This is a genomic window from Dysgonomonas termitidis (assembly GCF_042654545.1).
Lineage (GTDB): Bacteria > Bacteroidota > Bacteroidia > Bacteroidales > Dysgonomonadaceae > Dysgonomonas > Dysgonomonas termitidis.
In genome coordinates this window covers 1-15,186 of the sequence record NZ_JBHSGN010000073.1, presented here as the reverse complement: position 1 = coordinate 15,186, position 15,186 = coordinate 1, and the positions used below count along the sequence as shown (strand labels likewise).

At 40.6% G+C, this 15,186-nt stretch carries 11 protein-coding genes and 1 pseudogene; 9 read left to right on the top strand and 3 right to left on the bottom strand.

The window, feature by feature from the left end; all coding sequences use genetic code 11:
• The first annotated feature begins 32 nt into the window (after positions 1-32).
• Positions 33-1,268, top strand: a complete 1,236-nt coding sequence (locus ACFO6W_RS11740) for an S-adenosylmethionine:tRNA ribosyltransferase-isomerase (RefSeq protein ID WP_379996613.1) — start codon at positions 33-35, stop codon at positions 1,266-1,268.
• 9 nt (positions 1,269-1,277) lie between these two features.
• Positions 1,278-1,846 (top strand): annotated as a pseudogene (locus tag ACFO6W_RS11735) (ORF6N domain-containing protein).
• A gap of 103 nt (positions 1,847-1,949) precedes the next feature.
• Here ACFO6W_RS11735 and tamL read toward each other — a convergent pair.
• The 3 genes from tamL to ACFO6W_RS11720 form a co-directional block, all read right to left on the bottom strand.
• Positions 1,950-4,250, bottom strand: a complete 2,301-nt coding sequence (tamL, locus tag ACFO6W_RS11730) for a translocation and assembly module lipoprotein TamL (protein WP_379996611.1) — start codon at positions 4,248-4,250, stop codon at positions 1,950-1,952.
• Positions 4,251-4,369: 119 nt separating this feature from the next.
• Positions 4,370-4,765 (bottom strand): VOC family protein, encoded by a 396-nt coding sequence (locus ACFO6W_RS11725; protein ID WP_379996609.1) that lies wholly within the window; start codon positions 4,763-4,765, stop codon positions 4,370-4,372.
• Between the two features lie 87 nt (positions 4,766-4,852).
• Positions 4,853-5,578 (bottom strand): AraC family transcriptional regulator, encoded by a 726-nt coding sequence (locus ACFO6W_RS11720; protein WP_379996607.1) that lies wholly within the window; start codon positions 5,576-5,578, stop codon positions 4,853-4,855.
• A gap of 130 nt (positions 5,579-5,708) precedes the next feature.
• Here ACFO6W_RS11720 and ACFO6W_RS11715 point away from each other — a divergent pair, with 130 nt between their 5' ends.
• The 7 genes from ACFO6W_RS11715 (at position 5,709) to ACFO6W_RS11685 (ending at position 14,712) form a co-directional block, all read left to right on the top strand.
• Positions 5,709-7,535, top strand: a complete 1,827-nt coding sequence (locus tag ACFO6W_RS11715) for a YgiQ family radical SAM protein (RefSeq protein ID WP_379996605.1) — start codon at positions 5,709-5,711, stop codon at positions 7,533-7,535.
• A gap of 56 nt (positions 7,536-7,591) precedes the next feature.
• Complete coding sequence (locus ACFO6W_RS11710) at positions 7,592-8,329, top strand: copper homeostasis protein CutC (protein WP_379996603.1); 738 nt, start codon at positions 7,592-7,594, stop codon at positions 8,327-8,329.
• 110 nt (positions 8,330-8,439) lie between these two features.
• A complete protein-coding gene (gene mnmG, locus ACFO6W_RS11705) occupies positions 8,440-10,314 on the top strand; it encodes a tRNA uridine-5-carboxymethylaminomethyl(34) synthesis enzyme MnmG (RefSeq protein WP_379996601.1) in 1,875 nt (624 codons plus the stop codon).
• An 87-nt stretch (positions 10,315-10,401) separates the two neighbouring features.
• A complete protein-coding gene (locus ACFO6W_RS11700) occupies positions 10,402-10,953 on the top strand; it encodes an adenine phosphoribosyltransferase (protein ID WP_379996599.1) in 552 nt (183 codons plus the stop codon).
• A gap of 3 nt (positions 10,954-10,956) precedes the next feature.
• Positions 10,957-12,756 (top strand): excinuclease ABC subunit UvrC, encoded by a 1,800-nt coding sequence (uvrC, locus tag ACFO6W_RS11695; protein ID WP_379996597.1) that lies wholly within the window; start codon positions 10,957-10,959, stop codon positions 12,754-12,756.
• Between the two features lie 39 nt (positions 12,757-12,795).
• Positions 12,796-13,863, top strand: coding sequence for an acyltransferase (locus ACFO6W_RS11690; protein WP_379996595.1), 1,068 nt, complete (start codon positions 12,796-12,798; stop codon positions 13,861-13,863).
• Positions 13,864-14,115: 252 nt separating this feature from the next.
• The gene (locus tag ACFO6W_RS11685) at positions 14,116-14,712 is read left to right on the top strand and encodes an HdeD family acid-resistance protein (protein ID WP_324354458.1); all 597 of its coding nucleotides are present in this window, start codon (positions 14,116-14,118) and stop codon (positions 14,710-14,712) included.
• Positions 14,713-15,186: the final 474 nt, after the last annotated feature.

The following is a 15,186-nucleotide window of genomic DNA, read 5'->3' as shown; positions in this document are numbered from 1 at the left end:
GCAAAGTTGCTTATTTTTGTCGGATAAAAAAAATGAAAGTGGAAGTATCAGTTTTCCGGGATATACGAATTAACGATTACGATTACGTTTTACCCGACAGCCGCATCGCAAAGTACCCTCTGGTTAAACGGGACGAATCAAAACTTCTTGTATACAAGGAAGGAAAAATATCAGACACCCGTTTCAGTAATCTGCCGGAGTATTTAGCAAACAATAGCCTGATGATCTTTAATAACACAAAAGTAATTCAGGCGCGGTTGCATTTTCAGAAAATAACGGGCGCGCAAATTGAGATTTTCTGCTTGGAGCCTCATAGCCCCAATGATTATCAATTAAACTTCCAACAGGCACAGCGATGTTCATGGGTTTGCCTGGTGGGTAATCTGAAAAAGTGGAAAGAGGGAGATCTGGTAAAAGAATTGGCTGTAAATGGTGCGCCTGTGATATTCAAAGCCCGCAGGATACAGACAAACGGAGACTCTCATATCATAGAATTTGAGTGGGACAATACCGGTGTTACATTCTCCGAATTGCTTGAAGTAGCCGGGGAATTACCTATTCCACCGTATCTGAACAGGGATACGGAAGAACAGGATAAAGAGACGTATCAGACCATTTATTCGAAGATAGACGGGTCGGTAGCCGCTCCTACGGCTGGATTGCATTTTACGCCCGAAGTCTTCGGGTCATTGGGTAAGGCCGGGGTAAGAACGGCGGAGGTAACGCTTCACGTGGGTGCGGGGACTTTCCGCCCTGTAAAAACAGAGGAGGTAAAAGACCATGTGATGCATTCCGAGTTTATCTCGGTGAAAAGGGATGTAATAGAGCAGCTGTTGAATCATAAAGGAAAGATAATTGCTGTGGGGACAACCTCTGTACGCACGCTCGAAAGCCTGTATTACATTGGTGAACTGCTGGAGAAAGATAATTCGTCCGGAGAGTTGAAAGTAACGCAATGGCAGCCCTATAAAGCCTATACTGAAAAAATACTTTCCGTAAAGGAATCCTTAACCAATATCCTGACATATCTGGATAAAAATAACCTGACATCACTTATTGCCGAAACACAAATTATTATAGCACCGGGATATATTTATAAGATCGTTGACGGAATAATTACGAATTTCCATCAGCCAAAAAGTACGCTGCTTTTGCTGGTGTCGGCATTTACCGGCGGAGATAACTGGAAGGCTATTTACAAACATGCACTGGATAATGACTACCGCTTTTTAAGTTATGGCGACAGTTCATTATTACTAAAAGAATAAGTAATACTAATGGAACTATCGGTAATACAAAGCAAGATATACGAGATACGAGGCTGTAAAGTGATGCTGGATTTTGATTTGGCAGAGATGTACAAAGTACCTACAAAAGCGCTTAAACAAGCTGTAAAGAGAAATACAAATCGTTTCCCTTAGATTTTATGTTTGAATTAACAAAAGAAGAATGGAAAGAACTGGTAACAAATTGTGACCAGATACCCGAAGCCATGAAACACAGCTACATCCCGCCGTTTGCTTTTACCGAACACGGCGTAACAATGTTATCCAGTGTGTTAAGAAGCAATGTAGCTGTTAATATAAGTATTCAGATCGTCAGGGCCTTTGTTACTGTACGCCAACTATTAACTAATCCCCCTGTTAATGAAAGCAAGCAATTACAGGATGAAGTAAAAGAACTAAAAGCATATATTGAGGAAGTCTTTGCCGACTATAACGATATGCATGAAGATACACGGATGCAACTCGATCTTATCAATGAAACATTGGCTGAACTTCAAACCCGGCACAAACATATAAATAGGCCTCGCAAACCGGTAGGATATATCAAGCCGGAAGAGTAATCCCTCATGCAGACTTATTGTTTACACGCGGCACTCCTGTAGCCATTGATTGTCAACTAGTTATAAGCTATAAGGCACAGAGTAATGAATTTTATTAACCAAATCAGAACGGATACCCTATCCCGAAGTGCCATGCCATATTATTCAATCTTGGCTTGAAAAGGATAAAACGATCAGACTGGTCCCTGCCCGGATCGTAGGCCTTCATACCCGCGTCGAAACGAAGAAGCAGAAAGCTTAAATCCAGTCGCAAACCGATTCCATAGGATACTCCAATTTCTTTATAGAACGATTTGAAATTGAATTGACCACCCGGTTGTTCCTCATAGTCGATTAATGTCCATATATTTCCGGCATCGATGAATTGGGCAAATTCGAAAAGGTCTGTTACCTTCATCCTGTTTTCAATACTAAGTTCGAGCTTCATATCTCCGGCCTGATTCACAAAATCGCTGCTGCCCTGTCGTTTATATGAACCGGGACCCAACGAACGGGTACTCCAACCCCTTACACTATTCGCCCCTCCTGAAAAGAATCGCCGTTCGAAAGGCAGTATTCCGGAATTACCATAAGGCTGTGCAAGCCCCAGCCCCAGATGATAAGCCATAGAGTGTTTTTTAGAAAAATAGAAGGTATGGGCATAATCTACACTTCCTTTTACATACTCTGCATATGCCACGCCTAATATCATCTTTTCTCCGAACTCATTCTCCTTTGCCCCGCCTATTGTTGTCGCCAGACGCGGTAAAGCGCCAGCTACCTCTACAGACATCCGCAATGAATAGGTAGGATACAGACCGGTGAAGCGGCGTCCGTTTACCAAGGTGACCGTATAGGCGGTACGTGCCACCAGCTTATCGCTATAACTCTCTCTCAACAAGACATTATTAGTAGAATCGAGATAATTCTCCTGAAAATAGTCTGATACCCATGGCATACGGATATAGTTTACATCGAGTAAGTCCAGACCATGACGAAGCCTGTTCTTATATGTATTCCAACTATAGTTTACACCTAAGTTGAAAAACTGGCGGGTATATTCCTGCCTGTGCTGATTGTTCAACCCGACCGTGAAACGGGTACTGGCAGACGGTTGCTCCCTCCAGCTCTTCTTCAACCAGGGGAAAAGAAACTGAGGAAAAGTAAGCCCTGTCTCTATCCCGTACTCATAGAAGTTGCTGTTCATCACATCCCCGCTCTTGTCTCCGGCAATAAATTCATAAGCACCTTTCAGTTTGATGCTCAATTGCTCCGACCCGTTAAACAAATTCTGATGCTGGTATGAAACACTTGGTGCAATACCTATATCCCCGGCAGTATTGGTCCCATCCAGTCCGGCTTTGAACCAGTGAGCATTCGCAGGAAGCAGTATGATCGTAGCATCAAGCAGGTGTGTACTGTCTTCGGGTGAGGGCTGGGTAGTAATATTCACCTGCTTTATAGCCTCCATATTCGTATAAGCTTCGTATGTACGGGTTATATTATAATCGGAATAATATGCACCTTTCTTCAGGTAGTTATTACGCAACACAGCGGAGTTTCGCAGGAACTTATTTCTGCCACGTATTATCTTAGTCCCATAATAATCCGTCGTATCGGCATTCCGGTAAAACCAGCGGTTCGTATTTATCTGTCCTCCGGAGCCCGATATATTATCAACAGAATTGATCCCTGAAATGATCGTAATATTATTCAGTTTGTAGCGGGGATAAGGCAAGCTGTCCTTATTCGGATAAATATCGAGATATAAATCCACCTCATGCGAATTAAGCGTAGTATCGGCCCGGAAATATACATACTCTTTCGAGAAAGTTGAATAACCCACATTACGCATGATGGTGTTTATCCGCAGCCGCTCTTCTTCCAGCATGCCCATATCGAACATATCACCTTTTTTGAGCAATGGTTCGATAGGTATCTTTCCCATAATCCGCGCCATTGCCGTATCTCCTATCTGGTGTGTATAGTTACGGACACGGTATGGGATACCTCCTTTCAGGTTATAAGTAACTGAAATCTTTTTCCCTTTCACTCTCAGGATAGTATCCGCTTCGGCATTCAGATAGCCCTGATTATTCAGTTGCTTCTTCAACTGATTTTGCGACATGATTGTTTGCGATGCGCTATACAATACCGGGGCCTGTCCCAGCTTCTGTATAGTCCGGTTTATCCACTTGCTCGTATCCTGCCCGGCCATATTATATATACCCAGACGGACTTTTCCAAGCAAAGGGAGACTGGTATTGGGTTGCTGGCGGACGAAATCTTCCAAATCTGCCGTAGCGTTTTTAGTATCATGCTTGATCTGATAACTATCCAATAGATAGCGCCCTTCCGGAATGTTTTTGTTGGTACTACATGCCGCAAGTATAAATACGAAAGATATAACTGCTAGTTTTCTCATCAAGAATATTAACGTTTTACAAATATACAATGTTTTTGTTAACTCTTGATATAACGCTTTTCCCGGTCTATTATTTAATAAACTATCTGAATTATACCGGAATAAATATTTTACTTATCCTATTTTACATTTTCCTGAGAAAAAGTCAGGATATAGCCGTTACAGTCCTCAATTGCGAAATCGGTAGAGCCATAGAATGTCTCATGCATTTCTTTCGCGATAGTAGCCTTTCCATTGAGTGTTTCGTACAGCCCATGGATATCCGATACATGAATATAAAAGGTCAATCCCCCACCCTGCGGAAATTTTGCAAGCTGTGGATATTCTTCTTTCAGGCTGCTTTCTTCCTGAAACATAAACATGACATTTCCGGATTGTACGATTGCAAAGACCAGATCGTTCCCCGATTCGGGAACAGCGCCAACGAGTTTGAAACCGAGTATTGTTATATAAAAATCAACTGTCTGACGAACATTCCTGACCATCAGGTTTGGAGTAGAGTCATTTAATATCATATCTCTGGCTTTAAGTTTATATATCTGAAAATGACTACCAAAAGTAAAGAATATAGACCGTAATATTTGTGTAAAAAAGCGACAATCTTAAAGTTCCGAAGGTAAAGAGCCTGAAAGCCGTTTAAACTCTTTTATCAGATGGGCATGATCGTAATAACCGCAGTCGACCGCCAGATCAAAAAGACTCCGATTGGCCCCCGACTTCAAAAGCCGGTGGGTATTCCTGAATTTGACAATACGGCTGAATGCTTTTGGAGAGATTCCTATATCGGCCAGGAACCTGCGTTCAAATTGCCGTTTACTCAGACAGGCCTGTTCTGCAATAAGCGGTATCGGAGTATTTCCCTTGCCTTGTTTTATCAGCGATACGGCATAATTAATCCTTTCATCCAATACATACAGCTTCGGAAGCCTGCTTAATAAATAGTTATCGACAGAAGAAACAATATCTGTTGTGCTCCTTTCCCAAGGGATATCTTCACCGAAAGACTTATCAAATACCGATTCCGTAGAAAAAAGTTCTACCTGCGAATCAGTAAATTCGTTTATAGGCACACGAGTAAAAGCCGTTATTCCTCCCGGTTTGAAGCGAATCCCTATAAACCTGACCTCTCCCAGATACGTTATTTCCAGAAAAGTAGTCATAGTGCCCACAATATGAGGGAGAGGCTGCCGGTGTAACGAAAATATGATATCGGCACAACCATCAGGCAATACACGCCGCCTGACCTCTTTCTCAGTAAAATCCGTTGACGACCAGTAGGTTTCGACATACCGGCTCAGAAACGGATGTGGTAGATATTCAATGTACATTTCCTTGCTTTATATGACTAATTTTGGAAGAGATAAAGATAAATGGAAATGTTCAACAACGAGCTAAAAAGTTAAGAATACTCATATTTGAACCATAAATCTGGAAAAAGCAATACCTTTGTGGCTGATTATGAAAGAATACCGACTGACTGACTGGCAACCGACCACCAAAAAAGAAGTGGAACTCAGGGGATGGGACGAACTGGATGTTATCCTGTTCTCGGGAGATGTATATATAGACCACCCGTCTTTTGGAGCGGCAGTCATAGGACGCATGCTCGAAGCCGAAGGACTGAAGGTAGCCATTGTACCGCAGCCGAACTGGCGGGACGACCTGCGCGATTTCAAAAAATTAGGTAAACCCCGCCTTTTCTTCGGGGTAACAGCCGGAGCAATGGACTCGATGATAAACCACTATACGGCTAACAAGCGCCTGCGCTCCGACGATGCCTATACTCCTGATGGAAAGGCAGGGATGCGCCCCGACAGGGCCTCCATTGTCTATTGCAATATTCTGAAAGAGTTTTTTCCCGATGTACCTGTATTATTAGGAGGAATAGAGGCATCCTTACGCAGGGTAACGCACTACGATTACTGGGATGATAAATTATATAAATCTATACTTATCGACTCAAAAGCGGATCTGCTGGTATATGGCATGGGTGAGAATCCATTGAAAAAGATAGTTTCGGAGCTCAAGAACGGCAAATCTCTCGATGAATTGAGAGATATACCACAAACGGCATATCTATGTGCTAAAAACGCTTTAAAACAGTGGCACGATGGAACGGATATCTATCTGGCTTCACATGAAGAGTGCCTTGCCGATAAACTTAAACAAGCGGGCAATTTCCGCATTGTAGAAGAGCAATCGAATATGATGAATGCTTCGCGCATTATACAGATATACGATGAAAAGGCGGTAATAATCAATCCTCCCTACCCTCCCATGTCTGAGAAAGAGATAGATGCCTCGTTCGATCTGCCATATACCCGCCTGCCCCATCCGAAATACAAAGGAAAAACCATCCCGGCTTTTGAAATGATAAGATTTTCGGTAAATATGCACCGGGGATGTTTCGGTGGATGCGCCTTTTGTACCATTTCGGCGCATCAGGGTAAATTCATCGCCTCCCGTTCGAAAAAATCGATATTGAACGAAGTAAAACAAATCACGGAAATGCCCGATTTCAAGGGTTATTTAAGTGATCTGGGAGGCCCTTCGGCAAATATGTATAAAATGAAAGGCAGGGATGAAAACATTTGTGCTAAATGCAAACGGCCGTCGTGTATTCATCCGAAGATATGCAGGAACCTCGATGTAGACCATTCACACCTTTTGGATATTTATAAAGCCGTGGATTCGCTGCCGAAAATCAAGAAATCATTTATCGGCAGTGGAGTACGCTATGATATGTTATTACACCGGAATGACGATGACCGGTTAAACAAAATATCCGACAAATACACGAAGGAACTGATATTAAATCACGTCTCCGGCAGGCTGAAAGTAGCTCCGGAACATACATCCGACAAGGTGCTTAATTGTATGCGCAAACCAAGTTTCTCGCAGTTCCATACATTTAAGAGAATATTCGATAAGATCAATTCCGAAAACGGATTAAAACAGCAGCTTATCCCTTATTTTATATCATCCCATCCGGCTTGTACAGAAATAGATATGGCAGAATTAGCCTCCGAAACAAAGCCTTTAGGCTTTAAACTGGAACAGGTTCAGGACTTTACACCTTCGCCAATGACAGTGGCTACTGAAATTTATTATACCGGTTATCATCCCTATACGCTCGAAAAAGTATATACGGCACGAACCAAAGAACAGAAACTGGCTCAGCGTCAATACTTTTTCTGGTACGACAAAAACTATAGACCTCAGATTATCAAGTCATTAAAAAAATTGAAAAGAGAAGATCTATTGAAGAAGCTATCCGTTTATTAAGGGGATATTAACAGATAAAAACCTGAATATTAAACATTTAATTCATACAAAATCATATGATTACACTTGAAGTTTGTGCCAATTCAACACAGTCGGCTATAAATGGACAAAAAGGAGGAGCGATCAGAGTTGAACTATGTGATAATCTGAGTGAAGGAGGGACTACCCCTTCCCTATCACAGATAGAAAAAACGAGACAACTAATTAATATTCAATTAAATGTACTCATACGGCCACGTGAGGGAGACTTTCTGTACAGTGATTTAGAGTTTGAAATAATGAAACAAGACATTCATCATTGCGGACAAGCCAAATGTGACGGTGTTGTATTCGGAATATTAAACCCGGACGGCAGCATTGATAAAAAACGAAATCGCGAACTGGTAGAAATTGCGCACAAATATAATATGAGTACTACTTTCCACCGGGCTTTTGACAGGTGCAATGATTTGTCCAATTCGTTGGAAGATATTATAGAACTGGGATGTGACCGCATACTTACATCAGGCGGGATGGAATCTGCTCCCGAAGGAAAAGAGATATTAAAGAAATTAATCGGTCAGGCAGACCAAAGGATAATAATCATGCCCGGAGGAGGCATCACGGAAAACAATGTTTCCGGACTGGTCAACGCTACCGGCTTAACAGAATTTCATGGCTCGTTCCGAAGCAGGTATAATGGAGGGATGCAATACAAATCACCTGTTTTTACAAACGAGGAAGAAGAATACAGCATGCTTCTGACCGATCCCGAAAAAGTTAAACAGGCAATAGAAAATGCCAATAATATTTAAATAGCCATCATATCTAAAGCAGCGCATTCATAAGCACAAAGTAATTATCGCAGAAAATACAATAAAATACTAACTTTGCATCCTAATTAATTTTATCCAAAGAAAAAAATATGAACTTCAAATATGACGTAATTGTTGTCGGGGCAGGCCATGCCGGTTGCGAAGCTGCAGCCGCAGCGGCCAACATGGGATCTAAAACCTTGCTGATAACAATGGACATGAACAAAATCGCCCAGATGAGTTGCAACCCCGCAGTAGGTGGCATCGCAAAAGGACAAATAGTGCGGGAGATAGACGCCCTCGGCGGACAGATGGGAATTGTCACGGATACAACTGCTATCCAATTCCGCATGCTGAACAAATCGAAAGGCCCAGCCATGTGGAGCCCTCGGGTGCAAAGCGACCGCGCGCAATTCATACTTAAATGGAGAGGGATCATCGAAAACACCGATAACCTTTTTGTATGGCAGGACACTGTAACATCTCTGATTATAGAAAACAAAACCATAACAGGAGTGAAGACCGCGATGGGTGTAAATTTCTCGGCAAAATCGGTAGTTCTCACAAACGGCACATTTCTGAACGGACTAATGCATATAGGCAAAACGCAACTCGGAGGAGGACGTGTTTCTGAACCGGCATCATTCGGAATCACCGAACAATTGAGAGAATTCGGATTTACTACCGACAGGATGAAAACGGGTACTCCCGCCAGAATAGATGGAAGAAGCGTAGACTTTAGTTTAATGGAAGAACAAAAGGGCGATGATGATTTCCACAAGTTCTCATACCTCGACTTCACCCCCCGCACACTGAAACAGCTTAGTTGCTGGATAACTTATACCAACGAAGAAGTACACTCCACATTACGCGATAGATTGGGCGATTCTCCACTTTACAACGGACAGATAAAAAGTATAGGACCCCGCTATTGCCCGAGTATAGAAACTAAAGTTGTAACATTCGCAGAGAAAACTTCGCATCAGTTGTTTTTGGAACCGGAAGGAGAAAACACACAGGAATACTACCTGAACGGATTCTCTTCTTCTCTCCCACTCCACACTCAAATTGAGGCTTTACAAAGAATCCCGGCATTCAGGAATATACATATTTACAGACCCGGCTATGCTATCGAATATGACTTCTTCGATCCCACACAACTAAAACATACGTTGGAAACGAAGCTAATCAACAATCTGTTTTTCGCAGGACAGATAAATGGTACTACCGGATATGAAGAGGCAGGCGGCCAGGGATTGATCGCGGGAATAAACGCCCATATAAAAACACAAGGGGGAGACGAATTTATCCTGAAAAGAGACGAAGCATACATCGGCGTATTAATCGACGATCTGGTAACTAAAGGTGTAGACGAACCGTACCGTATGTTTACCTCCCGCGCGGAGTATAGAATATTGCTTCGTCAAGATGATGCCGATGCACGCCTCACCGAAAAAGGATATAATATCGGCTTGGCAAAGAGAGAGAGGATTGATCTTCTGAATCAGAAGAGAGAAGAGATGAACAGGATTATCGATTTCACCGCCAATTATTCTTTGAAGCCGGAATACATAAACGAAGGATTGGAAAAACTTGGCACCAGCCCATTGAAGCATGGTTTAAAATTAAAAGATGTAATCACACGCCCACAGGTATCAATCGACAGCATAGCCGAACTAGTCCCTGCATTCAAAGCGGAACTGGATAAAATCCCAAACAGAAAAGAAGAGATCAAAGAGGCCTGTGAAATAATCATTAAGTATGACGGCTATATCAAGAGAGAGCAATTAATCGCAGATAAGATCTCCCGCCTCGAAAACATCCAGATAAAAGGGAAGTTCAATTACGAAGCGATACTCTCCCTTTCCACCGAGGCGCGCCAAAAGTTGACAAAAATAAATCCTGAAACAATCGCTCAGGCAAGCCGGATTCCGGGAGTTTCACCGAATGACATCTCAATATTATTGGTACTTTTGGGTAGATAAAACGAGATGTTCCACGTGGAACATACGAAAATTATAAGACAAAAAAAGAATGTTCCACGTGGAACATATAAATATTAACAATAAAAAATGGAGCAATTCACAAAAGAGCAGAAGCTATCTTTCTTAAGGAACACAGTAAGAAACATTCCTGATTTTCCAATTCCCGGAATCCAGTTTAAAGACGTAACCCCATTGTTCAATACTAAAGAATCTCTATCCACATTGACAGATGTTCTTTTAGAAGAATATAAAGGGAAAGGCATCACTAAGGTAGTAGGAATAGAATCAAGAGGATTTATCATGGGTCCGATAATGGCTCTTGAACTTGGAGCAGGATTTGTACCTATAAGAAAACCGGGAAAACTTCCGGCTGAAGTATTCGAAGAAGAATATGAGAAAGAATATGGTGTGGATAAAATCCAAATCCATAAAGATTCATTATCTGAAGATGATGTTGTCCTTATACACGATGATCTGCTTGCGACAGGAGGAACTATGTTTGCCGCCTATAATCTGGTAAAAAGAATGGGCGTGAAAAATATCTATGTGAATTTTATAATAGAGCTGGAAGAGTTAAAAGGACGGACACTATTCCCAAAAGATGTAGACATTAAGGCTTTGATACAGTTTTCCATATAAGAAATGAATGAATACCTCAGAAATATAATACAGAACATTCCCGACAAACCGGGCTGTTATCAATATTTTGATGACAAAGGAATCATTATATATGTAGGTAAAGCTAAAAATCTAAAAAAAAGGGTTTCGCAATACTTTACAAAAAATCACGATAGCCCAAAGACAAGAATACTCGTCAGCAAAATACGGGATATAAAATATATTATTGTAGATACGGAAGAAGATACCCTCCTACTCGAGAACAATCTGATAAAGGAATTTCAGCCACGTTACAATGTAATGCTCAAGGATGATAAATCTTACCCGTCAATTGTTATCCGTAATGAATATTACCCGAGAGTAGAGCTCACCAGAAAAATTTCGAAAGACGGCTCACAATACTTTGGACCTTATACAAATGTACTAAGCGTAAAAACTCTTTTGGAATTTGTACACAAATTATATCCCATACGCACATGTTCTTTAAATTTAACTCCGGAAAAGATCGCGGAGGGAAAATATAAGGTTTGTCTGGAATATCATATAAAAAGATGCCTCGGCCCATGCGTAGGATTGCAGACTCCGGAAAACTACATAAAAAATGTAGAATCGATAAAAGAGATCCTGAAAGGGAATACAAATCTCGTGAGTGATGAGATCTATGCAAAAATGCTCGAGCTTGCCGAAAATCAGGAATTTGAAGAAGCCAATAAATTAAAAGAAAAATATCTGCTTATTGAGAACTTCAAAAATAAATCTACCGTTGTAAGTAATATAAACTACAATATAGATATATACAGTTACGATGAAGATGAAAGCGCAGCATATATCAATTACCTGAATGTACACAACGGAGCAATAATACAAGCCTATACATTCGAATATCGCAAACGACTGGAAGAAGAGAAGGAAGAACTTCTCGGCCTGGGTATAATTGAAGTAAGGGAACGATTCGGTTCGAAGGCTAAAGAGATCGTCGTTCCATTTTATCCGGACCTCACGCTGGAAGGAGTAGAATTTGTAATTCCCCAGCGTGGAGATAAGAAAAAATTATTGCTTCTTTCGACACAAAACGTAAGACAGTACAAAATAGACAAATTAAAAAAAGCTGAAAGCCTTAACCCCGAACAACGGAGTGTAAGAATACTGAAAGAAATACAAAAAGATTTAAACCTCAAGGAGTTACCGACCCACATCGAATGCTTCGATAACTCAAATATACAGGGAACGAATCCAGTATCAGCTTGCGTTGTCTTCAAAATGGGAAAACCGTCGAAAAGAGACTACCGCCACTTTAATGTAAAAACAGTAGAAGGACCTGATGACTTTTCAACCATGCGAGAAGTCGTTTACCGCCGCTATCGCCGGTTGCTGGAAGAAGAAACTCCCCTACCCCAACTCATTGTTATAGACGGAGGTAAGGGACAGTTAAGCGCTGCCTGCGAGTCTCTTAAAGCACTGGAGATCTATGGGAAGGTCGCAATAGTAGGCATTGCCAAACGGCTGGAAGAGATTTACTATCCCGAAGATTCAATTCCTCTCTATCTTGATAAAAATTCAGAATCGTTAAAAGTGCTCCAACATCTTAGAGATGAAGCCCATCGATTTGGTATTACATTCCACAGAAATCAACGGAGTAAAAGCCAGGTAAAATCGGAACTGGATAATATAAAAGGTATCGGAGACGAGACTAAAAGGCTGCTTCTCAGAGAGTTCAGGAGTGTAAAAAGAATAAAGCTGGCAGAAGACAAAGAACTTGAGAAAATTATAGGAAAGTTCAAGACTGCTTTGATAAGAAAGTATTTCGAGGAGAAAAACAATTGAATATTTTACTAACTTTACTCATAGTAATTTGAACACAATATGGGAGAAAAACCAATTAAAGACCGGGTATTATACGCCGATATACTCCGAACTTTAACAATATATGCTGTTTTCATAATACATGTGTGTGGTGTAAGATGGTATAGTACGGTAGGAACTACTGAATGGCTCGCATTGAATACATATATGACAATGCTCAGATGGTGTATCCCGGTATTCTTTATGCTCAGCGGCATTATAATACTCGATCCTAAATATGACCTGTCGTTTAAAAAACTGTATACCAAAGCGTTGCCAAGATTAGTAATAGCTCTTGTTTTTTGGAGCATCCTATACAGGACACTCTCCCCTATTACATCCATAATATTGAATATCAAAGATGTAACTCTCGATGACTGGCAAAGGATCTATACTGAAATAGCATTAGGCACACCATGGCACCATCTTTGGTTTATGTATGCCATTATTGCAATATATATCCTCTCTCCCCTCCTGCGCGTATTTACAGCCCACGCCGAAAAGAAACACTATTTCTATTTTCTTGTTATCTATTTCATTTTCGGCTCGGTCATACCAAAGATAAATGCCGCCTATAATGTACACATAAGCTTCGGAGTATATGATTTATATTCATATACAGGATATTTCCTTGCCGGATACTTTTTTTCCAGATATGACCTCAGTTCTCTACAGAAAAAAATACTGTACACAGTTGGAATACTAAACATTGTATATGTACTGGGAACCTCCACATATTGGGGTATGGTGGAATTAAGAGGCAGCACCCAGTACTTCGAAAATATGGGCCCTCATACAATGATTTTTGCGTTTTTCATTTTTGTGCTTGCAAAAAATACCATCAGTAACAGTGAAAGGCTCCAAAGGTACAGGAATAACCGGTATATTACCCTTTTGGCCAATTGCAGTCTGGGGATATACCTTGTCCACGATTTTTTCAATATCGCACTCAATATGTTGAATATAAACACTAGTCTATTTCCTGCTGCAATATCTGTACCTGTGCTGGCCTTGTTTGTATATTCAGCATCCCTGTGTGTTGTGCTTATAATCAGAAAGATACCTGTCATTAACAAATGGATTATCTGAACGGATTGTCCAAGAGAGTATAAAAGATCTTCCTCTCTGGAAAGAAAAAAGACTTTTCCTATTGATAAATAGATTGTTAACTTTAAATAATCGAAAGACAGATAGACCTTATTGTTATCAGACCAGCCCGTTCGGGCCATAATTTATTATACTATTCTTCCCTGAACAATCATGTTTGAGAACTCTTTGAATATGTTAATTGTTTATCTAAAGATAACATTCAGTATAAAAACAATCTAAACTTACAGAATTATGAAAAATGACTTATTCTATTCGGCAAAACAAGCTGTGAAATTCTGGTGGGTTTCAATACTCGTGGGAATACTGGCCGTAGCTCTTGGCATCTGGTCCCTGATAACACCGCTAACCACCTTGGTGGCACTTACTCTGGTATTTGCCGTCACATTCTTTGTCAGCGGTATTTTCGAAATCGCCTTTGCCTTATCTAACAAGAAAGTCCTAAAAGGATGGGGATGGACGCTGATAAGCGGTATTATAGACCTTATTTTCGGGCTTATCCTTGTCGCCATGCCTGTAGAAGTAATTGCTCTGGTACTCACCTATTTCGTAGGATTCTGGGTTATGTTCCAATCTATATGGGCAATAGGTTCGGCAGCCGAATTACAACGCAACGGCGTGAACGGATGGGGATGGTTGATGGCATTAGCCATACTGGGGGTCATTATGTCCTTTATCTTTATCATGAGCCCTGCATTTACCACAGGTTTCATTATAGCATTGGTTAGTATTTCATTTATCTCTTACGGTTTCTTCCGTATATATTTAGGATTTAAATTGAAATCTTTGCATAAAGAAATGGATGAAATAGAAAAAGATTTAAAAGAATAATAAACAGGAACACCAGAATTAATGAAAAGGATATGTCAAAAGTAATATTGCGTTAGCAAAGTGTTACCCTCTATTGCCATGCTGAACGGAGTGAAGAATCTCAAGCCTAAAAAACGAGATGTTTCACTCCGTTCAACATGACAACCAACGGTTACAGGAGCATAGCGTATGTAAATAGAATCTAAAAATACTTTTTACACACCATCTTAATATTTTATCAATCAGATACCTAAAGCATTATTGTTACATATAGCTTTTCTATTATTCCCGGCTGCACTTATCGCACATCAGTTTCCATTATAAAAACAGAGAAACTTTATCAATATAGAGAAAAGAAACCGAAAACAAATGACATCAAAAAATATAGAAAAAGTGACATTAAGAAAAATGATACAAAAGTGTTACCTTTGTTACCTTAAAAGTTATCTCCAAAATTCTCCAAGAAAACAAACGAAAACAAAAGTGATATGTATG

What these genes read in the sequence shown, in the direction of transcription:
- ACFO6W_RS11740 (WP_379996613.1), top strand. Translation starts at nt 33, where the DNA reads ATGAAAGTGGAAGTATCAGTTTTCCGGGATATACGAATTAACGATTAC.
- tamL (WP_379996611.1), bottom strand. Translation starts at nt 4,250, where the DNA reads ATGAGAAAACTAGCAGTTATATCTTTCGTATTTATACTTGCGGCATGT.
- uvrC (WP_379996597.1), top strand. Translation starts at nt 10,957, where the DNA reads ATGAATGAATACCTCAGAAATATAATACAGAACATTCCCGACAAACCG.
- ACFO6W_RS11685 (WP_324354458.1), top strand. Translation starts at nt 14,116, where the DNA reads ATGAAAAATGACTTATTCTATTCGGCAAAACAAGCTGTGAAATTCTGG.
- ACFO6W_RS11715 (WP_379996605.1), top strand. Translation starts at nt 5,709, where the DNA reads ATGAAAGAATACCGACTGACTGACTGGCAACCGACCACCAAAAAAGAA.
- ACFO6W_RS11700 (WP_379996599.1), top strand. Translation starts at nt 10,402, where the DNA reads ATGGAGCAATTCACAAAAGAGCAGAAGCTATCTTTCTTAAGGAACACA.
- ACFO6W_RS11690 (WP_379996595.1), top strand. Translation starts at nt 12,796, where the DNA reads ATGGGAGAAAAACCAATTAAAGACCGGGTATTATACGCCGATATACTC.
- ACFO6W_RS11725 (WP_379996609.1), bottom strand. Translation starts at nt 4,765, where the DNA reads ATGATATTAAATGACTCTACTCCAAACCTGATGGTCAGGAATGTTCGT.
- mnmG (WP_379996601.1), top strand. Translation starts at nt 8,440, where the DNA reads ATGAACTTCAAATATGACGTAATTGTTGTCGGGGCAGGCCATGCCGGT.
- ACFO6W_RS11710 (WP_379996603.1), top strand. Translation starts at nt 7,592, where the DNA reads ATGATTACACTTGAAGTTTGTGCCAATTCAACACAGTCGGCTATAAAT.
- ACFO6W_RS11720 (WP_379996607.1), bottom strand. Translation starts at nt 5,578, where the DNA reads ATGTACATTGAATATCTACCACATCCGTTTCTGAGCCGGTATGTCGAA.